This is a genomic window from Escherichia sp. MOD1-EC5950 (assembly GCF_002965345.1).
In the GTDB taxonomy this organism is placed as follows: domain Bacteria; phylum Pseudomonadota; class Gammaproteobacteria; order Enterobacterales; family Enterobacteriaceae; genus Escherichia; species Escherichia marmotae.
Genome location: NZ_PTSR01000005.1, coordinates 51623 through 72165 on the forward strand (window position 1 = coordinate 51623; position 20543 = coordinate 72165).

General features: G+C 50.6%; 14 protein-coding genes and 1 pseudogene. 8 read left to right on the plus strand and 7 right to left on the minus strand.

The window, feature by feature from the left end:
• Nucleotides 1-118: 118 nt before the first annotated feature.
• The 4 genes from BEA93_RS08290 to BEA93_RS08305 form a co-directional block, all read right to left on the minus strand.
• Nucleotides 119-1378: a DUF1479 domain-containing protein gene (locus BEA93_RS08290; RefSeq protein WP_105224616.1), complete on the minus strand. Its 1260-nt coding sequence runs from the start codon at nt 1376-1378 to the stop codon at nt 119-121.
• A 150-nt stretch (nt 1379-1528) separates the two neighbouring features.
• On the minus strand, nt 1529-2344 hold the full coding sequence (ybiV, locus tag BEA93_RS08295) for a sugar-phosphatase YbiV (RefSeq protein ID WP_016248513.1): 816 nt from the start codon (nt 2342-2344) through the stop codon (nt 1529-1531).
• A gap of 145 nt (nt 2345-2489) precedes the next feature.
• Nucleotides 2490-4922 (minus strand): glycyl radical protein, encoded by a 2433-nt coding sequence (locus BEA93_RS08300; protein ID WP_000209339.1) that lies wholly within the window; start codon nt 4920-4922, stop codon nt 2490-2492.
• 5 nt (nt 4923-4927) lie between these two features.
• Entirely contained in the window at nt 4928-5827 is a 900-nt protein-coding gene (locus tag BEA93_RS08305) for a glycyl-radical enzyme activating protein (protein ID WP_001516054.1), read from the minus strand.
• A gap of 128 nt (nt 5828-5955) precedes the next feature.
• On the opposite strand from BEA93_RS08305, the gene fsa reads away from it, so the two are divergent.
• Nucleotides 5956-6618: a fructose-6-phosphate aldolase gene (gene fsa, locus BEA93_RS08310; RefSeq protein ID WP_105224615.1), complete on the plus strand. Its 663-nt coding sequence runs from the start codon at nt 5956-5958 to the stop codon at nt 6616-6618.
• A gap of 187 nt (nt 6619-6805) precedes the next feature.
• Here the strand turns inward: fsa and moeB are convergent, their stop codons facing one another.
• Both moeB and moeA read right to left on the minus strand, forming a co-directional pair.
• Nucleotides 6806-7555, minus strand: a complete 750-nt coding sequence (moeB, locus tag BEA93_RS08315) for a molybdopterin-synthase adenylyltransferase MoeB (protein WP_016248514.1) — start codon at nt 7553-7555, stop codon at nt 6806-6808.
• Nucleotides 7555-8790: a molybdopterin molybdotransferase MoeA gene (gene moeA, locus BEA93_RS08320; protein ID WP_061090921.1), complete on the minus strand. Its 1236-nt coding sequence runs from the start codon at nt 8788-8790 to the stop codon at nt 7555-7557. The genes moeB and moeA overlap by 1 nt, the downstream gene beginning before the upstream one ends.
• A 204-nt stretch (nt 8791-8994) precedes the next feature.
• Between moeA and iaaA the strand changes: the two genes are divergently transcribed.
• The 7 genes and pseudogenes from iaaA to BEA93_RS08355 all read left to right on the plus strand — a co-directional run bounded on the left by iaaA (nt 8995) and on the right by BEA93_RS08355 (nt 19089).
• Nucleotides 8995-9960, plus strand: a complete 966-nt coding sequence (gene iaaA / locus BEA93_RS08325; protein ID WP_000513756.1) for a beta-aspartyl-peptidase — start codon at nt 8995-8997, stop codon at nt 9958-9960.
• Nucleotides 9947-11818, plus strand: coding sequence for a glutathione ABC transporter ATP-binding protein GsiA (gsiA, locus tag BEA93_RS08330; RefSeq protein ID WP_010379674.1), 1872 nt, complete (start codon nt 9947-9949; stop codon nt 11816-11818). The genes iaaA and gsiA overlap by 14 nt, the downstream gene beginning before the upstream one ends.
• Before the next feature lie 19 nt (nt 11819-11837).
• Nucleotides 11838-13376 carry a glutathione ABC transporter substrate-binding protein GsiB gene (gene gsiB / locus BEA93_RS08335; protein ID WP_001516057.1) on the plus strand — a complete coding sequence of 513 codons (1539 nt, stop codon included), beginning with the start codon at nt 11838-11840 and terminating at the stop codon, nt 13374-13376.
• Nucleotides 13377-13393: 17 nt separating this feature from the next.
• Nucleotides 13394-14314, plus strand: a complete 921-nt coding sequence (gsiC, locus tag BEA93_RS08340) for a glutathione ABC transporter permease GsiC (RefSeq protein ID WP_105224614.1) — start codon at nt 13394-13396, stop codon at nt 14312-14314.
• Between the two features lie 2 nt (nt 14315-14316).
• On the plus strand, nt 14317-15228 hold the full coding sequence (gsiD, locus tag BEA93_RS08345) for a glutathione ABC transporter permease GsiD (RefSeq protein WP_105224613.1): 912 nt from the start codon (nt 14317-14319) through the stop codon (nt 15226-15228).
• A gap of 177 nt (nt 15229-15405) precedes the next feature.
• Nucleotides 15406-17753, plus strand: a pseudogene (locus BEA93_RS08350) (sensor domain-containing phosphodiesterase).
• A gap of 7 nt (nt 17754-17760) precedes the next feature.
• Nucleotides 17761-19089, plus strand: coding sequence for a GGDEF domain-containing protein (locus BEA93_RS08355; RefSeq protein WP_001516061.1), 1329 nt, complete (start codon nt 17761-17763; stop codon nt 19087-19089).
• A gap of 46 nt (nt 19090-19135) precedes the next feature.
• Here BEA93_RS08355 and rimO read toward each other — a convergent pair whose 3' ends face one another.
• A complete protein-coding gene (rimO, locus tag BEA93_RS08360; RefSeq protein ID WP_105224612.1) occupies nt 19136-20461 on the minus strand; it encodes a 30S ribosomal protein S12 methylthiotransferase RimO in 1326 nt (441 codons plus the stop codon).
• Nucleotides 20462-20543 lie beyond the last annotated feature (82 nt).

Sequence of the window (20543 nt, forward strand, 5' to 3'; positions counted from 1 at the left end):
ATATTGAATCTGCAAGATTTTGTAGGTCGCATCCGGCATTAACAAAGCGCACGTTGTCAGCTCTCTGAGTAACATCGAACCGACTTCCTTAACCTCACTTCCACTAATCTATCAACTTTCACACGTCCATGCCCAGCGCGCGTTTACCGTGAACGTTCAGATCCTCCAGCGTAAAGCGGCCTTCCCAGTTTGCTTCATAATCTTCACGTGGGAAGTCACCCGGCGAGACGCCTTTTTCCAGTGCCTTTCTGACCTTGTGCGCATAAGCCCGGTTTTTCTCGCACATCGGCGCGGCGGGAATATACATCACGTTCCCCCAGCCTTGTTGATTGTCTACCGGCGCGACGGAGTGAATCACATCGCAGTGCCACCAGACGGAATCCCCTGCTGTTATTGCCGGAATTGACGTGAGTGCTTTTATCAACAATGGGTGCCATTTCTCTGAAATTGGCAGAACCTTACCAGGCGCGACACCGCACAGCTCGTCGTCCGGTACGTCATCCAGTAACGGACGCAGTAAAACGTATGCCATCGCTTCCGGGATTGGCACCACATGTAATAATCCCTGGCCAGGCAACATATCGGAGAGCGCCGTCCAGCCCTGAAACGTGCGGAACACCGAACATTTGGTGGTGTTATCTACGGTGTATTCTTCTACATCGGTACGATGCGCAGCATCCCACGGATCATAATCATCAAAATTACCGTTGAAAACATTGGCAAAAACGCGCTGATAAGCGGGTAATAGCCAGCGTTCCAGAGCACCAGAATCGGTGTGTGCGCCCAGACCTTTGGACGTCGTGCCTGGTGGGCGACGGCGAATTCTGTCCGGATAAATCACGCTGACATCGGGATCAAACCATTGTTTGCCGTTGCTTTCAGATTTCCACAGGCGGTTAAGGAAAGATTGAACCGCAGACATATTGTCGCTCTGCCGCGCTTGCATCTGCGCCTGTGACCAGTAAATGGGATAGATTTCGGGGCGAGAAGCCTCCAGCGAACCGAAAAAACTGTCGCCAGGACCTCTATACACATCATCAAAGTGATTGGCATCAAGGTAGTCGAGCATTGCGCGATCCCACGCCAGCGCCTGCTCACGAGGGAAATGGCCTTTTATTACCGCACAACCGCGGCGCTTAATTTCATTGCGAGTGACATTGTTTACTGTACCGGCTGCAATATTCCTATAAGAGATCTCCGGCCAAACCGGCAATCCTTGTGCTTTCAGGGCATCTATTTCTGCTACACGCGCTTCGATTTTTGCTGAGAGTTTATCGAAGACATGTTGCACATCACCGATCTGCTGTCGCAGCTCCGCTTTCATCTTACGGATAGCCGCTTTCGTATCTGTTGGCAGTGTCTCACAGGTAAAAGTCATATCAACCTCGCATCTTTCATTCGAAAGTAAAAATGATTACGATTGATACTTTAAGTTAAAAATAAGTTAACGCAAGATAAAGATTTTGAGTCACTGCACAAAGCGAGAAAAAAGAGAGAGGCCGGAGGGGGCGCTCCGGCCAGGGGAAGATTACTTATTGAAAGGATCTGTGTTATCCAGCACCGCCTGAATCACATTCAGCGCGCCGTCATGATTATTATCATCGGTAGTGTAACGGGCGATGTGTTTAATGTTTTCCGCTGCATTGCCCATCGCAAAAGAATAACGCGCCATTTTCAGCATCTCTGCGTCGTTACCGCTGTCGCCAATTGCCACCACATTTTGCGGCGACAGATCCCAGCGTTTCAGTAACCGTGAAATGCCGTTCGCTTTATGCAGGCCGGGAATAATCAGGTCGATAAACCCAAAGCCACTGGTAACGGGTTTCATTATGCCGTCGAGCGCAACGTGCAGTTTGTCAACTACCAGCGGGATCTGCTCATCCGGCAGGTTAAGTGAAAACTTGAACAGAACATCATCAATATCCTGATAATCTTTTACCGGTTTCAGGCGATGGTAGTGTTTTGCCATCAATGCAACGAATGATTCAGGGGCATTTTCACTGATGTATGCACTTTGCAGACCGCAGGCAACAAAATTGAGCTGTTTATCTTTCAGCAGTTCACCAATGACAATTCGAGATTCATGCGGGGTCAGTTCGCCGTGGAACAACTGCTTGCCATGTTCGTAGACCAGCGCGCCATTTTCCGCGACAAAAGAGATCTCATTCTTTAGCTCAGGAAAGAAGGAAATGAGCTGGTAATACTGGTTACCGCTGGCGACAACGAACTCGATGCCGCGCTTTTTCAGCTCCTGATATTGCGCCATAAAACGTGCCCGATTGTACGTTTTGGCATCGTTAAGAAAAGTACCGTCCATGTCTGTGACGATAACTTTTACGCTCATATGTGTGCTCCTGGCTCAAAAATGAAACCGTAACAGTGTAATAACAATGTGACGTGGAGCACAAATTATATTTCGAATGAAAGTAAGGGAGAATTGATTATGTGAATGATTTAGCCCGGTAACGACGGCTACCGGGCGGAGAGGACTACAGCATATGTTCGGTACGGGCGATGATATCGTCCTGAGCGTCAGGAGAGAGCGCGGTGAAGAAGGCGGAATAGCCTGCTACACGTACCACCAGATCGCGATACTGATCAGGATGTTTTTTTGCTTCCAGCAGTGTTTCGCGGGAAACGATGTTGTACTGAATATGCCAGCCTTTATGCACTTCGAAGAAGGTACGCAGCAGAACCATCAGCTTCTGCTTGTCGGACTCATTCTCCAGTGTCGCCGGATTCAGTTTCTGGTTGAGCAGTACACCACCAAGAATCGACGCCGTAGGCAGTTTACCTACCGAACCAATCACCGCCGTTGGGCCGAGGTGGTCGGTGCCGGAGGCCGGGCTTGCACCTTCCGCCAGAGGCGTATGTGCTTTACGCCCATCCGGTGTCGCCATCGTCTGTGCACCAAACGGTACGTTCGCGGAGATAGACGACGTACCTGCGTAATAGTTACCGCCAACCGGGCCACGACCGTAGCGCGGATTATGGTACTGCTTCAGTTCATCGATATAGGTCTGATAAGCGCGAGCCAGCAGTGTATCGACGGTATCATCGTCGTTGCCGTACTTCGGCGCGCCATTAATCAGACGCTGACGCAGTTGCTCGTGAGTCAGCCCTTCAAAGTCATCCGCCAGCGCGGCAGCAAGCTGTTGCTGACCAATCGCGCCTTGTTCAAACACCAGTTTTTTCACAGCGGCCAGGCTGTTACCCAGGTTGGCAATACCGACCTGTAAGCCAGAAACCCAGTCATATTTCGCGCCGCCTTGCTTAATACTTTTCGCTCGCTCAATGCAGTCATCCACCAGCGCCGAGCAGAGAATATCGTGTACGTTCTCTTCCAGCATGGTGTCGACGACATATTCGATTTCGATCGATTTGCGCGTGTAGTAACGGATTTGTGTATCCCACGCGTCCATGACTTCATCGAAGTTGTTGAAGTTACCCGCTGACAACGCTTTTTCTTGTGGCAGGAACACTTTGCCGCTGGTGGCATCACGACCACCTTCCAGCGCCGCCAGCATTACGCGGGCGAAGTTGATAAAGCTCATGCCGGTGCAGCGATAGCCCCATTTGCCGCCGACGGCAGTTTCGATACAGCCAATTGCCGCGTAATCGTAAGCGTCCTTCGGTTCAATACCGAGTTTAATAAATTCCGGGATCACGATTTCATCGTTGTTAAATGCCGGCATCCCGAAGCCACAGCGGATCACTTGCACGCAGGCATCGAGGAAATCGTTACTCATTCCCGCGTGGTAACGCACGCTGAGGTTAGGCTGAGTTGAACGCAGGCGACCACAGGATTCGAGGATTGCGTAGGAGAGCGGATTCACTGCATCCATCGGCTGACCATCAACCAGGTTTTGCCCACCGATGGTGACGTTCTGATACAGCGGGCTACCGGCAGAGGCTTTGGAGTGCGAACCGGAGCGGATTTTGTTCACTTCCAGCAACTTCAGCCAGCAGCTATGCAGCATCTCAATGGCGTGTTCACGATCCAGCGTCTGGTTGAGTTCAACGTCGCGACGATAGTACGGATAGAGATACTGATCCATACGACCAAACGATACCGAGTGACCGTTGGATTCGATCTGCAAAATCAACTGGATGAAATAGCATAATTGCAGCGCTTGCCAGAAAGTCTGCGGTGGCTGGTGGGCGATGAGATCGCAGTTTTCGGCCATTGCCAGCAGCTCATCGCGACGGCTTTCGCGGGTTTCGGTGGCTGCCATTTCACGCGCCAGGGCGGCGAAACGTTCAATGTGTTCACTGACTGCCACCAGCACGATATCAATGGCTTTCAGGAATTGCTCGCCGTGCAAATCTTCCAGTACCGTCAGGTTAATACGCGAGCGGCGCTCCGCTACTTTTTCGCGCAGACCATCAAGCCCTTTTTCCAGCAGCAGCGGGAAATTGACCGCCAGGTGCGCATCGCCGGAGGTCATATTGCCTTCCGCTTTAATGATGCCGGTTGCCAGCAGGCCTTTTTGCTCATCGGTAAACATGCCATAGCAGCGATCCTGTACGGTTTGACCGCGCCACCACGGGCAGACTTCATGTAGAACACGTTTGTTCTCTTCGCTCACCGCAAAACCAGCGCCGGGACGATCCGCCAGATCATCAATCTCTTTTTCGATCCACGACACGGTATATTCCGGGAAGATCGGCGCGGCGCGGACTTCGCTTGCCTGGTTGCCGATGATCAACTCATCGTGTTTGATCCAGATGGTGCGATTAGCCAGGTGATGCGCCAGCGCCAGCGCGCGACGAACCGGGATTGGCTTATCGAGATGTTGTTGATACATCTCGGTATAGTGCTGTGCGCGCTCGGTACAAACCGGTGGTTTCACAATATGTACCAGCGCATTTTTGTGCGCTTTAATGCGGTCGCTGAGCGTATCCAGTTTCAGTGTTGTCATGATTGTTATCCTCGTAAGGTCGCGGTTAACCCTTTCTGGCAGGCATACTGCTGGGCAAAGTCGAGCAGTTCTGGCGCATCAAGCGGTTTTTCCGGGGCGTCATAGGGCAGATTAAGTAAGTGATATTTGTTGATGCCCAGCGTGTGGTAGGGCAGGAAATGAATTTCACCAACCTGTAGTTCATCGGCGGCAAAATCGGTAATGGCTTTCACTGCGGTTTCATCGGCATTAAAGCCCTGAATCAGCGGTACGCGGATGATGATTTTTTTCCCTGCCGCCGCAAGTTTTTTCAGGTTATCCAACACTCTGGCGGCGTTACCGTCGGTCCATTGTTTAAACGGTGCGTCGGCAACGTGTTTTAAATCGGCAAGAAACAGATCGATATAAGGCAGGGAAGGCGCGATATATTTCCACGGCACATGCAGACAGGTTTCCACTGCGGTATGAATACCGGCTTCGTGGCTGGCTTGCAGTAACGCCGCCGCCATTTCCGGCTGCATAAACGGCTCCCCGCCAGAAAGCGTTAAACCGCCGCCGCTGCGATCGTAAAACGGTTTGTCGCGCAGGACGGTCGCCATGATCTCCTCAACGTTTTTTGTTTCACCGCATACGGTCAGTGCCTGAGTTGGGCAGCAGTCGGTCAGCGCGCTCAGATGCTCAGGCGTTAACTTTTCACGATGGATAAGTAAACCATTCAGCGCTCGCTCAATCACTTCCGGGGCCGCCTTAGCGCACAGCTCGCAGCCTTCCAGGCACAGACGTGCGTCATACAGCAGATCCTGCGTGCGGGCGCGGCTTTCCGGGTTCTGACACCAGCGGCAGCCCAATGAGCAGCCTTTAAGAAAAACTACGGTGCGGATACCGGGACCGTCGTGGGTCGAGTAGCGTTGAATATTGAAGATCATAGATGCCCCTCTGTTTCGTTCAAACATTAAATAGCTTTCGAATGAAAGTTAAATTGATGTGCATCAACTGTTCAGAGGGTTTTTTCGTGATAGTCTGATTTCATACAAAAGTACATTTGAGGATGGCTATGGAACTGTATCTGGATACTTCAGACGTTGCTGCAGTGAAGGCGCTGGCGCGTGTTTTCCCGCTGGCGGGTGTGACCACTAACCCAAGCATTATCGCTGCAGGCAAAAAGCCGCTGGAGGTTGTGCTTCCGGAACTTCACGAAGCGATGGGGGGGCAGGGGCGTTTGTTTGCCCAGGTAATGGCTACCACCGCTGAAGGCATGTTGAACGATGCACGCAAACTGCGTTCTATTATTGCGGATATCGTGGTTAAAGTACCGGTGACCGCCGAGGGGCTGGCAGCCATCAAGATGTTAAAGACGGAAGGGATCCCAACGTTGGGCACGGCGGTGTATGGTGCGGCGCAAGGTCTGCTGTCAGCGCTGGCGGGTGCGGAATATGTTGCGCCTTACGTGAACCGTATTGATGCCCAGGGCGGAAGTGGTATTCAGACCGTGACCGATTTGCATCAGTTGCTGAAAATGCATGCACCACAGGCGAAAGTGCTGGCGGCGAGTTTCAAAACCCCGCGTCAGGCGCTGGACTGCTTACTGGCAGGATGTGAGTCAATCACGCTGCCGCTGGATGTTGCGCAGCAGATGATTAGCTATCCGGCGGTCGATGCCGCCGTGGCGAAGTTTGAGCAGGACTGGCAGGGGGCGTTTGGCCGGACGTCGATTTAACAGGACGTTCACCATCCTCAAAAATTGATTATGACGTGGCGGAGTGCACCGACGCTTGCCGCGTCTTATCAGGCCTGGAAATCTGCGCCCGAACCGTAGGCCAGATAAGGCGTTCGCGCCGCATCTGGCGTCTGGAGCAAATGCCCATGCGATGCCTGCCGCGTCTTATCAGGACTACAGGCGACAATTACTGTCCGCACACCTCACATCCAGGATTGCGCATCAGCTTCATTTCGCGAAACTGACAGGTCATCGCATCGTACATCACGATTTTCCCATTGGCAGGTTTGCCATAACCTGCCAGCAGTTTGATCGCTTCCATTGCCTGCAACGAACCAATTACGCCGATCAACGGTGCCATTACGCCTGCTTCCACGCAGGTTAACGCGTTTTCGCCAAACAGACGACTCAGGCAACGGTAGCACGGTTCACCATCCTGCCAGGTAAAGACGGTGATTTGACCTTCCATACGAATCGCCGCGCCAGAAACCAGCGGCACCTTTGCGGCAAAACAGCCCGCGTTAAGTTGATTACGCACCGTGACATTATCTGTACAGTCGAGCACCAGATTGTGTTTGGCAATCAACGCAGCAAGTTCAGCGTCGTCAAGCAGCGCATTCACCGGTGTAATCGCGATGTGAGGATTGATTCGCGCCAGTGCCTCACGGGCGGATTCAACCTTCGGTTGCCCGACCGTGGCATCACTGTGTAGTGTCTGACGTTGCAGATTCGAGAGCGAAACGGTGTCAAAGTCGAGCAACGTCAGGTTGCCGATGCCCGCACTTGCCAGATATTGCGATGCTGCACACCCCAGCCCGCCCAGGCCAACGACCAACACGCGAGAATCTTTCAGCGCTTCCTGACCGTCAAAATCAAAACCACGCAGGATGATTTGCCGGTTATAGCGCAGCATCTCCTGATCGCTGAGTTCCGCCATTACAAGCCCCCGAACAACGCGTTAAATGGCTCGACTTCTACCCATTCGCCCGCTTCTACATTTCCGCGATCGCGTTCCAGCACGATAAAACAGTTACCGAGACTAAAAGAACTAAAAATATGCGAACCCTGATGTCCGGTGGTCGACACTTCCAGTTCGCCGTTGGCGTTGCGTTGTAGCACGCCACGCTGGAAATCAAGACGTCCGGGGGATTTCTTCAGTCGAGATACTGTGCGTACGCGCTGACGCGCTGGCAGGCCGCTGGCGGTGTTGCCGCTTAATTTTGCCAGTAACGGTTGTACCAGTTGATAGAAAGTCAGCGTCGCAGAAACCGGGTTGCCCGGCAGGCCACAGAACCAGCTATTAGAGAGTTTGCCGAACGCAAACGGTTTACCTGGTTTAATCGCCAGTTTCCAGAATGCGATTTCGCCCAGCTCTTCGAGAATGTTTTTGGTGTAATCCGCTTCACCAACCGAAACGCCGCCGGAACTGATCACCACATCCGCCTGACTGTCAGCTTCAATAAATGCCGCACGTAATGCGTTCGGGTCGTCACGGATAATCCCTAAGTTAATTACCTCGCAACCTAACTGTTCCAGCATCAGGTGCACGGCGAGACGGTTGGTATCGTAGATTTGACCATCACCCAGCGGCTGACCGGGTAACTGTAACTCATCACCCGTGGAAAATAGCGCCACACGCACTTTGCGAATCACCGGAACTTCGGCAATCCCCAACGAAGCAATCACGGGCAGTTCGGCGGTAGTCAGGCGAGTACCTGTCGGGAAAACAACTGCTCCCGCGGAGATATCCTCACCGCGTCGACGAATATTTTGCCCGCGACTTACTTCAGCGGTAAAACGTACGCCATTGTCCGTTTGTTCAGTCTGTTCCTGCATTACCACAGCTTCACAGCCTTCCGGCACCGGCGCGCCGGTCATAATACGAATACAGGTGCCAGCAGGCCACTCGCCATGATATGGCTGACCCGCAAACGACTTACCGGCGACGGGCAGTGGTTGACCGGAAGCGACATCGGCTAAACGAACCGCGTAGCCGTCCATTGCGGAGTTATCAAACCCAGGGACATCCAGCGGCGAAGTGACATCGCTTGCCAGAATGCGACCAAAACACTGTACCAGTGGCAGCGTTTCCTGGGTAGTCAGAGGGGTAACGCGAGAAAGCATCTCATTAAGCGCGGTGTCGAGCGGCATCAAACCGGTGGTAAATTCCATGAAAACACTCCTGCGGAGGCAAAATCGAATTTGCTTATTATGTCAGAAAAACGCCCCGGACTGTATGCCACCTCGGGCGTAGCGTGGGTTCCTGCCTTTACATGCCATATACATCTTTCTATATTCAAAAATTGAATGAGTAATTCATAAAAATTCTGATATTTATAGCAAAAGTGGCGAACCACCCTTTAATGGACGAAAACTATGGGCAAAGCAGTCATTGCAATTCACGGTGGCGCAGGCGCAATTAGCCGCGCGCAGATGAGTCTGCAACAGGAATTACGCTACATTGAGGCGCTGTCTGCCATTGTTGAAACCGGGCAGAAAATGCTCGAAGCGGGCGAAAGTGCGCTGGATGTGGTAACAGAAGCTGTGCGCTTGCTGGAAGAGTGCCCACTATTTAACGCCGGTATTGGTGCTGTCTTCACCCGTGATGAAACTCATGAGCTGGATGCCTGTGTGATGGATGGTAACACCCTGAAAGCCGGTGCGGTCGCGGGCGTCAGTCATCTGCGCAATCCGATTCTTGCTGCCCGTCTGGTGATGGAGCAAAGCCCGCATGTGATGATGATTGGCGAAGGAGCGGAAAATTTTGCTTTTGCTCATGACATGGAACGCGTCTCGCCGGAGATTTTTTCCACGCCTTTGCGTTATGAACAACTGATGGCGGCGCGTGAGGAAGGGGAAATGATCCTCGACCATAGCGACGCACCGCTGGATGAAAAACAGAAAATGGGCACTGTGGGCGCTGTGGCGTTGGATCAATACGGCAACCTGGCGGCAGCCACGTCCACGGGGGGAATGACTAACAAATTACCCGGTCGGGTCGGTGACAGCCCGCTTGTCGGTGCCGGGTGCTACGCCAATAACGCCAGCGTGGCGGTTTCTTGTACCGGTACGGGCGAAGTCTTCATTCGTACGCTGGCGGCATATGACATCGCTGCGTTAATGGATTACGGCGGTTTAAGTCTCGCGGAAGCCTGCGAGCGGGTAGTGATGGAAAAACTCCCTGCGCTTGATGGCAGTGGTGGTTTAATCGCTATCGATCATGAAGGTAACGTCGCGTTACCGTTTAACACCGAAGGAATGTATCGCGCCTGGGGCTATGCAGGCGATACGCCAACCACCGGTATCTACCGTGAAAAAGGGGACACCGTTGCCACACAGTGATGAGCTTGATGCCGGTGATGTGCTGGCGGTTGAGAACCTCAATATTGCCTTTATACAAGACCTGCAGAAAATGGCTGCGGTTCGCGGCCTCTCTTTTAGTCTGCAACGCGGCGAGACGCTGGCGATTGTTGGCGAATCCGGTTCCGGCAAGTCAGTTACAGCACTGGCGTTGATGCGTCTGCTGGAACAGGCGGGCGGTTTGGTACAGTGCGATAAAATGCTGCTGCGGCGGCGCAGCCATGAGGTGATTGAGCTTAGTACGCAGAGCTCCGGGCAAATGCAGCATATACGCGGCGCAGATATAGCGATGATTTTCCAGGAGCCGATGACGTCGCTAAACCCGGTATTTACTGTGGGTGAGCAGATTGCTGAGTCTATCCGTTTGCATCAAAACGCCAGTCGTGAAGAAGCGATGGTGGAGGCGAAGCGGATGCTGGATCAGGTTCGCATTCCGGAAGCTCAAACCATTCTTTCACGTTATCCCCATCAACTCTCCGGAGGGATGCGCCAGCGGGTCATGATCGCAATGGCACTGTCATGTCGCCCGGCGGTGCTGATTGCCGATGAGCCGACCACCGCGCTGGATGTCACCATCCAGGCGCAGATCCTGCAATTAATCAAAGTATTGCAAAAAGAGATGTCGATGGGCGTCATCTTTATCACTCACGATATGGGCGTGGTGGCAGAGATTGCCGATCGGGTGCTGGTGATGTATCAGGGCGAGGCGGTTGAAACGGGCAGCGTCGAACAGATATTTCATGCGCCGCAGCACCCCTATACCCGTGCACTGCTGGCTGCTGTTCCGCAGCTCGGCGCGATGAAAGGGCAAGATTATCCCCGTCGTTTTCCGCTGATATCACTTGAACATCCGGCTAAACAGGAAAGTCCTGTCGAACAGAAAACGGTGGTGGATGGCGAACCTGTTTTACAGGTGCGTAATCTGGTTACCCGTTTCCCTTTGCGTAGCGGGTTGTTGAATCGCGTAACGCGAGAAGTGCACGCCGTTGAGAAAGTCAGTTTTGATCTCAGGCCTGGTGAAACGCTGTCGCTGGTGGGCGAGTCTGGCAGCGGTAAATCCACTACCGGACGGGCGCTGTTGCGTCTGGTCGAATCGCAGAGCGGCGAAATTATCTTTAACGGTCAGCGAATCGATACTCTCTCGCCCGGTAAACTTCAGTCGTTGCGCCGCAATATCCAGTTTATTTTTCAGGATCCTTACGCCTCGCTGGATCCTCGCCAGACCATCGGTGATTCGATTATCGAACCGCTGCGCGTACACGGTTTATTGCAGGGTAAAGAAGCTGCTGCACGCGTTGCGTGGTTGCTGGAGCGCGTTGGCCTGTTACCTGAACACGCATGGCGTTACCCGCATGAGTTTTCTGGTGGTCAGCGTCAGCGCATCTGCATTGCCCGTGCGTTGGCGCTGAATCCGAAAGTGATTATTGCCGATGAAGCCGTGTCGGCGCTGGATGTTTCTATTCGCGGGCAAATTATCAACCTGTTGCTTGATCTTCAGCGTGATTTCGGTATCGCGTATCTATTTATCTCCCACGATATGGCAGTCGTGGAGCGGATCAGTCATCGCGTGGCGGTGATGTATCTCGGGCAAATCGTTGAGATTGGCCCACGGCGCGCGATATTTGAAAATCCGCAGCACCCTTATACGCGTAAATTACTGGCGGCAGTTCCGGTGGCGGAACCGTCCCGACTGCGACCACGGCGCGTACTGTTGTCGGACGATCTTCCCAGCAATATTCATCTGCGTGGCGAAGAGGTTGCCACCGTCTCGTTACAATGCGTCGGACCGGGGCATTACGTCGCACAACCACAATCAGAATACGCATTCATGCGTAGATAACATTCAGGCGGAGAATAAAATGGCAAGAGCTGTACACCGTAGTGGGTTAGTAGCGCTGGGCATTGCCACAGCGTTGATGGCATCTTGTGCATTCGCTGCCAAAGATGTGGTTGTGGCGGTGGGGTCGAACTTCACCACGCTCGATCCGTATGACGCGAATGACACGTTATCGCAGGCTGTGGCGAAATCGTTTTATCAGGGGCTGTTCGGTCTGGATAAAGAGATGAAGCTGAAAAATGTGCTGGCAGAGAGTTATACCGTCTCTGATGACGGCCTCACTTACACCGTGAAATTGCGCGAAGGGATTAAGTTCCAGGACGGCACTGACTTCAACGCTGCGGCGGTAAAAGCGAATCTGGATCGAGCCAGCGATCCGGCGAATCATCTTAAACGCTATAACTTGTACAAAAATATTGCCAAAACTGAAGCGGTCGATCCGACAACGGTGAAGATTACGCTCAAACAGCCGTTTTCCGCGTTTATTAATATTCTCGCTCATCCGGCGACAGCAATGATTTCACCTGCGGCACTGGAAAAATATGGTAAAGAGATCGGCTTTCATCCGGTCGGAACCGGGCCGTATGCGTTGGATACCTGGAATCAGACCGATTTTGTGAAAGTGAAGAAATTTGCGGGTTACTGGCAGCCCGGTCTGCCCAAACTGGACAGCATTACCTGGCGTCCGGTGGCGGACAACAACACCCGGGCGGCAATGTTGCAAACCGGTGAAGCGCAGTTTGCTTTCCCTATTCCTTATGAACAAGCCGCGTTACTGGAGAAGAACAAAAATATCGAGCTGATGGCCAGTCCGTCGATTATGCAGCGTTATATCAGCATGAACGTGACGCAAAAGCCGTTCGATAATCCGAAAGTGCGTGAGGCGCTGAATTACGCCATCAACCGTCAGGCGCTGGTTAAGGTGGCATTTGCAGGATATGCAACGCCAGCTACCGGTGTTGTACCTCCGAGTATTGCCTACGCGCAAAGTTATCAACCGTGGCCTTACAATCCGGCTAAAGCACGTGAGTTACTGAAAGAGGCGGGGTATCCCAACGGTTTCAGTACCACGCTGTGGTCATCACATAACCACAGCACCGCGCAGAAAGTGCTGCAATTTACCCAGCAGCAGTTAGCGCAGGTAGGGATTAAAGCCCAGGTGACGGCGATGGATGCCGGACAACGGGCGGCGGAAGTGGAAGGAAAAGGGCAGAAAGAGAGCAATGTGCGGATGTTCTACACGGGGTGGTCGGCATCGACCGGCGAAGCTGACTGGGCGCTTTCGCCGCTGTTTGCTTCGCAGAACTGGCCACCGACGCTGTTTAATACCGCGTTTTACAGCAATAAGCAGGTGGATGAAGACCTTGCTCAGGCACTGAAAACCAACGATCCGGCGGAAAAGGCACGCTTGTATAAGGCGGCGCAGGATATCATCTGGCAAGAATCGCCGTGGATCCCGCTGGTGGTAGAAAAACTGGTGTCGGCACACAGTAAAAACCTGACCGGTTTTTGGATCATGCCAGATACAGGCTTTAGCTTTGAAGACGCGGATTTGCAATAAGCAACGCAGGGAGTGGAATGCTTAATTACGTTATCAAACGCTTACTGGGATTGATCCCAACGCTGTTTATCGTCTCGGTGCTGGTGTTTTTATTTGTCCATATGCTGCCCGGCGATCCGGCGCGATTGATTGCCGGCCCCGAAGCCGATGCTCAGGTTATCGAACTGGTGCGCCAGCAACTGGGGCTGGATCAGCCGCTGTATTACCAGTTCTGGCACTACATCAGCAACGCCGTACAGGGGGATTTTGGTCTGTCGATGGTGTCGCGTCGTCCGGTTGCCGATGAGATTGCCAGCCGCTTCATGCCTACATTGTGGCTGACTATTACCAGTATGGTTTGGGCGGTGATATTTGGTATGGCGGCGGGGATTGTGGCCGCCGTCTGGCGTAACCGTTGGCCGGATCGATTGAGCATGACCATCGCGGTATCGGGGATTTCCTTCCCGGCATTTGCGCTGGGGATGCTTTTGATTCAGGTGTTCTCCGTTGAGTTGGGGTGGCTGCCGACTGTTGGTGCAGACAGTTGGCAGCACTACATTTTACCCTCCCTGACACTTGGCGCAGCGGTGGCGGCGGTGATGGCGCGTTTTACCCGTGCTTCATTTGTCGATGTCTTAAGTGAAGATTATATGCGTACCGCGAGGGCGAAAGGGGTGAGCGAAACCTGGGTCATCCTCAAACATGGGTTACGTAATGCGATGATCCCGGTGGTTACCATGATGGGCTTACAGTTTGGCTTCTTGCTCGGCGGCTCCATTGTCGTGGAGAAAGTCTTTAACTGGCCCGGACTTGGACGTTTACTGGTCGATTCGGTAGAAATGCGTGATTACCCGGTGATTCAGGCAGAAATTCTGCTTTTCTCGCTGGAATTTATTCTTATCAACTTAGTGGTGGATGTGCTTTACGCTGCCATTAACCCGGCTATCAGGTACAAGTAAGGATGCGATTATTTAACTGGCGACGTCAGGCGGTGTTAAACGCTATGCCACTGGTAAAACCTGACCAGGTACGTACACCGTGGCATGAGTTCTGGCGGCGTTTTCGTCGTCAGCATATGGCGATGAGCGCCACATTGTTCGTTATCTTATTGATTATAGTGGCTGTTTTGGCGCGCTGGATCGCTCCTTATGACGCCGAAAATTATTTTGACTATGACAACCTGAATAACGGCCCCTCTTTGCAGCACTGGTTTGGCGTCGATTCACTGGGGCGCGACATTTTCAGCCGTGTCCTGGTGGGGGCGCAAATCTCGCTGGCGGCTGGCGTATTTGCGGTGTTTATTGGTGCGGCGATTGGGACGTTGCTGGGCTTGCTGGCAGGATATTATGAAGGCTGGTGGGACCGACTGATCATGCGCATTTGCGATGTGCTGTTTGCGTTTCCCGGTATTTTGCTGGCTATCGCTGTTGTCGCGGTGTTGGGAAGTGGCATTGCTAACGTGATTATCGCCGTCGCTATCTTTTCCATTCCGGCGTTTGCCCGATTGGTGCGCGGCAACACACTAGTGTTGAAACAGCAAACCTTTATTGAATCAGCACGCAGTATTGGTGCCAGCGATGTGACTATTTTGTTGCGTCACATCTTACCGGGGACAGTCTCTTCTATCGTCGTGTTCTTCACCATGCGTATTGGCACCTCGATTATTTCCGCCGCCAGCCTGTCGTTTCTCGGCCTTGGCGCGCAGCCGCCGACGCCAGAGTGGGGGGCGATGCTCAATGAAGCGAGAGCGGATATGGTTATCGCGCCGCATGTGGCGGTTTTTCCGGCACTGGCCATTTTTCTGACCGTGCTGGCTTTCAACTTGCTGGGCGATGGTTTACGCGATGCGCTGGATCCCAAAATTAAAGGATAATCACGGTTGAATATTGCTTGAAAGGGTTATCACCTCGCAGGAAATTATTGCCTGAAGCAAGTGTTGTAACTTTTTGCTGATTTTGTAGAATCTGGTCATTTAGTTAAAAAGTCGCTGTGGGGAACTATTTATGCAGCGGCACAGCGTACTGGCAGTTATTTTGTTAAATGTATTAACATGCTGAGTTTATACGAAAAGATAAAGATAAGGCTGATAATTTTATTTTTATTGGCTGCGCTGTCATTTATTGGTCTTTTTTTCATCATTAACTATCAGTTGGTATCGGAACGTGCGGTAAAACGTGCCGATAGCCGCTTTGAACTTATTCAAAAAACGTTGGCTATTTCTTTAAAGATATTGAACGTTCGGCCCTGACGTTAAAAGACTCACTCTATTTGTTGAAAAACAGTGAGGAGATTAAACGTGCTGTTATTCTGAAAATGGAAATGATGCCATTTTTAGATTCAGTGGGACTGGTGCTGGATAATAATAAATATTATCTCTTTTCGCGGCGGGCGAACGATAAAATCGTTGTTTATCATCAGGAAAAGGTTAATGGGCCGCTTATCGATGAGGCGGGGCGCGTTATTTTTTCCGATTTTAACCCGTCGCAACGTCCGTGGTCTGTATCCTCGGATGGCTCTGACAGTAGCTGGAATCCGGCATACAATTGCTTTGATCGCCCGGGTAAAAAATGTATTTCTTTTACGCTACGAATTAACGGCAAAGATCGTGATTTGCTGGCTGTTGATAAAATTCACGTCGATTTAAATTGGCGATATCTGAACGAATACCTTGATCAAATCAGCGCAACGGATGAAGTCCTGTTTCTGAAACAAGGTCATGAAATCATTGCCAAGAATCAACTCGCTCGCGAAAAATTGATTATTTATAATAGCGAAGATAGTTATAATATTATTGATTCTGTTGATATAGAATATATCGCAAGGAAATCGGCAGTTCCTAATAATCCATTGTTCGATATCTATTTTTATTATCCTACGGGGGATTTATTTAACGCATCAGACAAACTCTTTTATTTACCATTTGCTTTCATTATTATCGTATTGCTGGTGGTTTACTTAATGACCACCCGTGTGTTCCGTCGACAATTTTCCGAAATGACAACGCTGGTCAATACGCTGGAATTTTTACCCGACTCTGCGGATCAAATGCAGGCACTGAAAATTCGTGAAGGCGATGCAAAAGAGATTATCAGCATCAAAAATTCGATCGCGGAAATGAAAGATGCAGAAGTTGAGCGTTCAAATAAATTGCTCTCGCTGATCTCCTACGATCAGGAAAGCGGGTTTATCAAAAATATGGCGATTATTGAGTCAAACAATAATCAGTATCTGGCCGTTGGGATCATCAAACTGTGCGGACTGGAAGCTGTCGAAGCGGTGTTTGGCGTTGAGGAACGCAACAAAATCGTCAGGAAACTGTGTCAGCAAATTGCCGAGAAATACGCGCAATGTTGCGATATTGTGACATTCAATGCCGATCTCTATTTATTATTGTGTCGGGAAAATGTAGAGATTTTTACCCATAAGATCGCGATGATAAACGATTTCGACAGTAGCTTTGGCTACCGCAATCTGCGTATACATAAATCTGCCATTTGTGAACCTCTGAAAGGCGAAAATGCCTGGAGCTACGCAGAAAAACTAAAACTGGCGATTTCCAGTATCCGCGATCATATGTTCTCTGAATTTATTTTCTGTGATGATGAGAAACTCAGAGAAATTGAAGAAAATATCTGGATTGCGCGCAATATCCGTAATGCAATGGAAAAAGGCGAGCTATTTTTGGTCTATCAACCGATTGTTGATATTAATACCCGCGACATTCTGGGAGCTGAGGCGCTGTGCCGCTGGGTTTCAGCAGAGCGGGGGATAATCTCGCCGCTGAAGTTTATTGCTATCGCTGAAGATATCGGTTTTATCAATGAACTGGGTTATCAAATTATTAAAACGGCGATGGGGGAATTCAGACATTTTAGCCAGCGTGCGGAACTGCAGGAAGGTTTCTTACTGCATATTAATGTTTCGCCATGGCAGTTAAACGAGCCACACTTTCATGCGCGTTTTACAGCTATTATGGAAGAACATGAGCTGAAAGCGAATAGCATCTGTATTGAGATCACTGAAACAGTGATTGAACGTATTAATGAACATTTTTATCTCAATATTGAACAACTGCGTCAACAAGGAGTACGGATATCGATTGATGACTTTGGTATAGGTTTGTCAAACCTGAAGCGTTTTTATGAAATTAATCCTGACAGCATAAAAGTAGACTCGCAATTTACCGGCGATATTTTCGGCACTGCGGGAAAAATTGTACGCATTATCTTCGACCTGGCCCGCTATAACCGGATCCCGGTAATTGCAGAAGGTGTTGAGAGCGAAGAGGTTGCGCGTGAATTAATCAAATTAGGGTGTATTCAGGCCCAGGGGTATCTATATCAGAAGCCGTTGCCATTCTCTGCCTGGGACAAAAGTGGAAAGTTAGTAAAAGAGTAGTTTAGGTATGTCCAGAATCAATAAATTCGTACTTACAGTCAGTCTGCTGATTTTTATCATGATTTCAGCAGTTGCCTGCGGGATCTATACCCAGATGGTAAAAGAACGGGTGTATGGCCTGAAACAGTCCGTTATTGATACTGCTTTTGCGGTGGCAAATATTGCCGAATATCGGCGCAGTGTGTCAATTGATCTCATTAACACGCTTAATCCGACTGAAGAACAACTGTTGGTTGGCTTGCGCACAGCTTACGCTGACTCGGTTTCACCTTCTTATTTGTATGATGTTGGTCCTTATCTGATTTCCAGCGACGAGTGTATTCAGGTTAAGGAGTATGAAAAAAATTATTGTGCAGATATTATGCAGGTTGTTAAGTATCGGCATGTCAAAAATACGGGGTTTATCTCTTTTGACGGTAAAACCTTCGTCTATTATCTCTATCCGGTTACTCACAACCGCAGTCTGATATTTTTGCTTGGGCTGGAACGATTTTCGTTACTCTCAAAGTCGCTGGCAATGGATAGCGAGAACCTGATGTTCTCTTTATTCAAAGGTGGCAAGCCAGTTGTTGGGGATGAATATAACGCGAAAAATGCCATCTTTACTGTTTCGGAAGCGATGGAACACTTCACTTATTTACCAACGGGGTTGTATGTCTTTGCTTATAAGAAGGATGTCTATTTTCAGGTTTGTACTTTAATTATTTTCTTTGCCGCATTAGTGGCAGCGATATCGGGGATAAGTTGCATGTATCTGGTACGCAGAGTCATTAATCGCGGCATCGTTGAGAAAGAAGCTATCATTAATAACCATTTTGACCGCGTGCTGGATGGTGGGCTTTTCTTCTCGGCTGCGGATGTCAAAAAACTCTACAGCATGTATAACTCAGCGTTTCTTGACGACCTGACGAAAGCAATGGGCAGAAAATCTTTTGATGAAGATTTAAAAGCCCTGCCGGAAAAAGGTGGCTATTTGTGCCTGTTTGACGTCGATAAATTCAAAAACATTAACGATACCTTCGGGCATTTGCTGGGCGATGAAGTGTTGATGAAGGTAGTGAAAATTCTCAAATCACAGATTCCGGTAGATAAAGGCAAAGTCTACCGCTTTGGCGGCGACGAATTTGCGGTGATTTATACCGGTGGTACTCTGGAAGAGTTGCTATCAATACTAAAAGAAATCGTCCATTTCCAGGTGGGGAGCATTAACTTAAGCACCAGTATCGGCGTGGCGCATTCAAATGAATGTACTACCGTTGAACGGCTGAAAATGCTGGCAGATGAGCGGCTGTATAAAAGTAAGAAAAACGGCAGGGCGCAGATTAGCTGGCAATAATGCTTATTAGCAGGCCGGGCGGGTAATTTGCCCGGCCTGACATTAATTAAACCAGACTCCCCCACAAATCGTACTCATCGGCGTGTTCGACTTTCACACGCACAATATCACCCGGCTTAACGTTGGTTTCACCATTGAGATAAACCGCGCCGTCGATTTCCGGTGCATCTGCCATACTGCGGCCAATCGCGCCTTCTTCGTCCACTTCGTCGATGATCACCAGAATTTCACGACCCACCTTCTCCTGCAGACGCTCGGCGGAAATCTGCTGTTGCAGTTGCATGAAGCGGTTCCAGCGTTCTTCTTTCACTTCTTCCGGAACCTGGTCAGGCAGGGCATTGGCATCAGCACCTTCAACCGGGCTGTATTTAAAGCAACCAACGCGATCCAGACGAGCTTCTTTCAGGAAATCGAGCAGCATCTGGAAATCTTCTTCCGTCTCGCCAGGGAAGCCGACAATAAAGGTTGAGCGCAGTGTCAGTTCCGGGCAAATTTCGCGCCACTGTTTAATGCGCGCCAGTTGGCGATCTACAGAACCCGGACGCTTCATCAGTTTGAGAATGCGCGGGCTGGCGTGCTGTAACGGAATATCCAGATATGGCAGAATTTTGCCTTCTGCCATCAACGGGATGACGTCATCCACATGCGGGTAAGGGTAAACGTAGTGCAGGCGCGTCCAGATCCCCAGTTTTGATAGCTGTTCGCACAGGCTGACCATGCTGGTTTTTACTGGTTCGCCGTTGTGGAAGCCAGTGCGGTGTTTTACATCAACACCATACGCGGAAGTATCCTGGGAGATCACCAGAATCTCTTTAACACCCGCATCAACCAGACGTTTCGCTTCACTTAACACTTCGCCAATCGGGCGGCTCACCAGATCGCCGCGCATAGACGGAATAATGCAGAAGGTGCAACGATGGTTACAGCCTTCGGAAATCTTCAGATAAGCATAATGACGCGGTGTCAGCTTAACACCTTGCTCCGGCACCAGGCTCAGGAATGGGTTGTGTTTCGGTTTTGGCACGTAGTGATGAACGTGTTCCAGAACCTGCTCGTAGCTATGAGGGCCGGTGATTTCCAGCACTTTTGGATGGACTTCGCGGATTTGATCTTCTTTCGCCCCCAGACAACCGGTCACAATTACCTTGCCGTTTTCATTCAACGCTTCGCCAATGGCTTCCAGTGATTCTTGCACCGCACTGTCAATAAAGCCGCAGGTGTTGACGATCACCATATCTGCGTCGTCATAGCTCGGTACTACATCATAACCTTCAGTGCGCAGTTCAGTCAGAATGCGCTCTGAATCGACGAGGTTTTTCGGACAGCCGAGGGAAACAAAGCCGATTTTCGGCTGGGGAGTTACTTTGCTCATAGCTTAAAAAATATTCAGTTACAGGAAAGGTCAGGGCAGGGATTCTACAGAGTTCTGGATAAAATTTGTATCGCAATCTGGT

Bases quoted from the DNA above. Each gene is read 5' to 3' on its own strand.
- moeA (WP_061090921.1), bottom strand. From the start codon at position 8,790: ATGGAATTTACCACCGGTTTGATGCCGCTCGACACCGCGCTTAATGAG.
- iaaA (WP_000513756.1), top strand. From the start codon at position 8,995: ATGGGCAAAGCAGTCATTGCAATTCACGGTGGCGCAGGCGCAATTAGC.
- gsiC (WP_105224614.1), top strand. From the start codon at position 13,394: ATGCTTAATTACGTTATCAAACGCTTACTGGGATTGATCCCAACGCTG.
- gsiB (WP_001516057.1), top strand. From the start codon at position 11,838: ATGGCAAGAGCTGTACACCGTAGTGGGTTAGTAGCGCTGGGCATTGCC.
- gsiD (WP_105224613.1), top strand. From the start codon at position 14,317: ATGCGATTATTTAACTGGCGACGTCAGGCGGTGTTAAACGCTATGCCA.
- BEA93_RS08305 (WP_001516054.1), bottom strand. From the start codon at position 5,827: ATGATCTTCAATATTCAACGCTACTCGACCCACGACGGTCCCGGTATC.
- BEA93_RS08355 (WP_001516061.1), top strand. From the start codon at position 17,761: ATGTCCAGAATCAATAAATTCGTACTTACAGTCAGTCTGCTGATTTTT.
- BEA93_RS08290 (WP_105224616.1), bottom strand. From the start codon at position 1,378: ATGACTTTTACCTGTGAGACACTGCCAACAGATACGAAAGCGGCTATC.
- BEA93_RS08300 (WP_000209339.1), bottom strand. From the start codon at position 4,922: ATGACAACACTGAAACTGGATACGCTCAGCGACCGCATTAAAGCGCAC.
- rimO (WP_105224612.1), bottom strand. From the start codon at position 20,461: ATGAGCAAAGTAACTCCCCAGCCGAAAATCGGCTTTGTTTCCCTCGGC.
- moeB (WP_016248514.1), bottom strand. From the start codon at position 7,555: ATGGCGGAACTCAGCGATCAGGAGATGCTGCGCTATAACCGGCAAATC.
- ybiV (WP_016248513.1), bottom strand. From the start codon at position 2,344: ATGAGCGTAAAAGTTATCGTCACAGACATGGACGGTACTTTTCTTAAC.
- fsa (WP_105224615.1), top strand. From the start codon at position 5,956: ATGGAACTGTATCTGGATACTTCAGACGTTGCTGCAGTGAAGGCGCTG.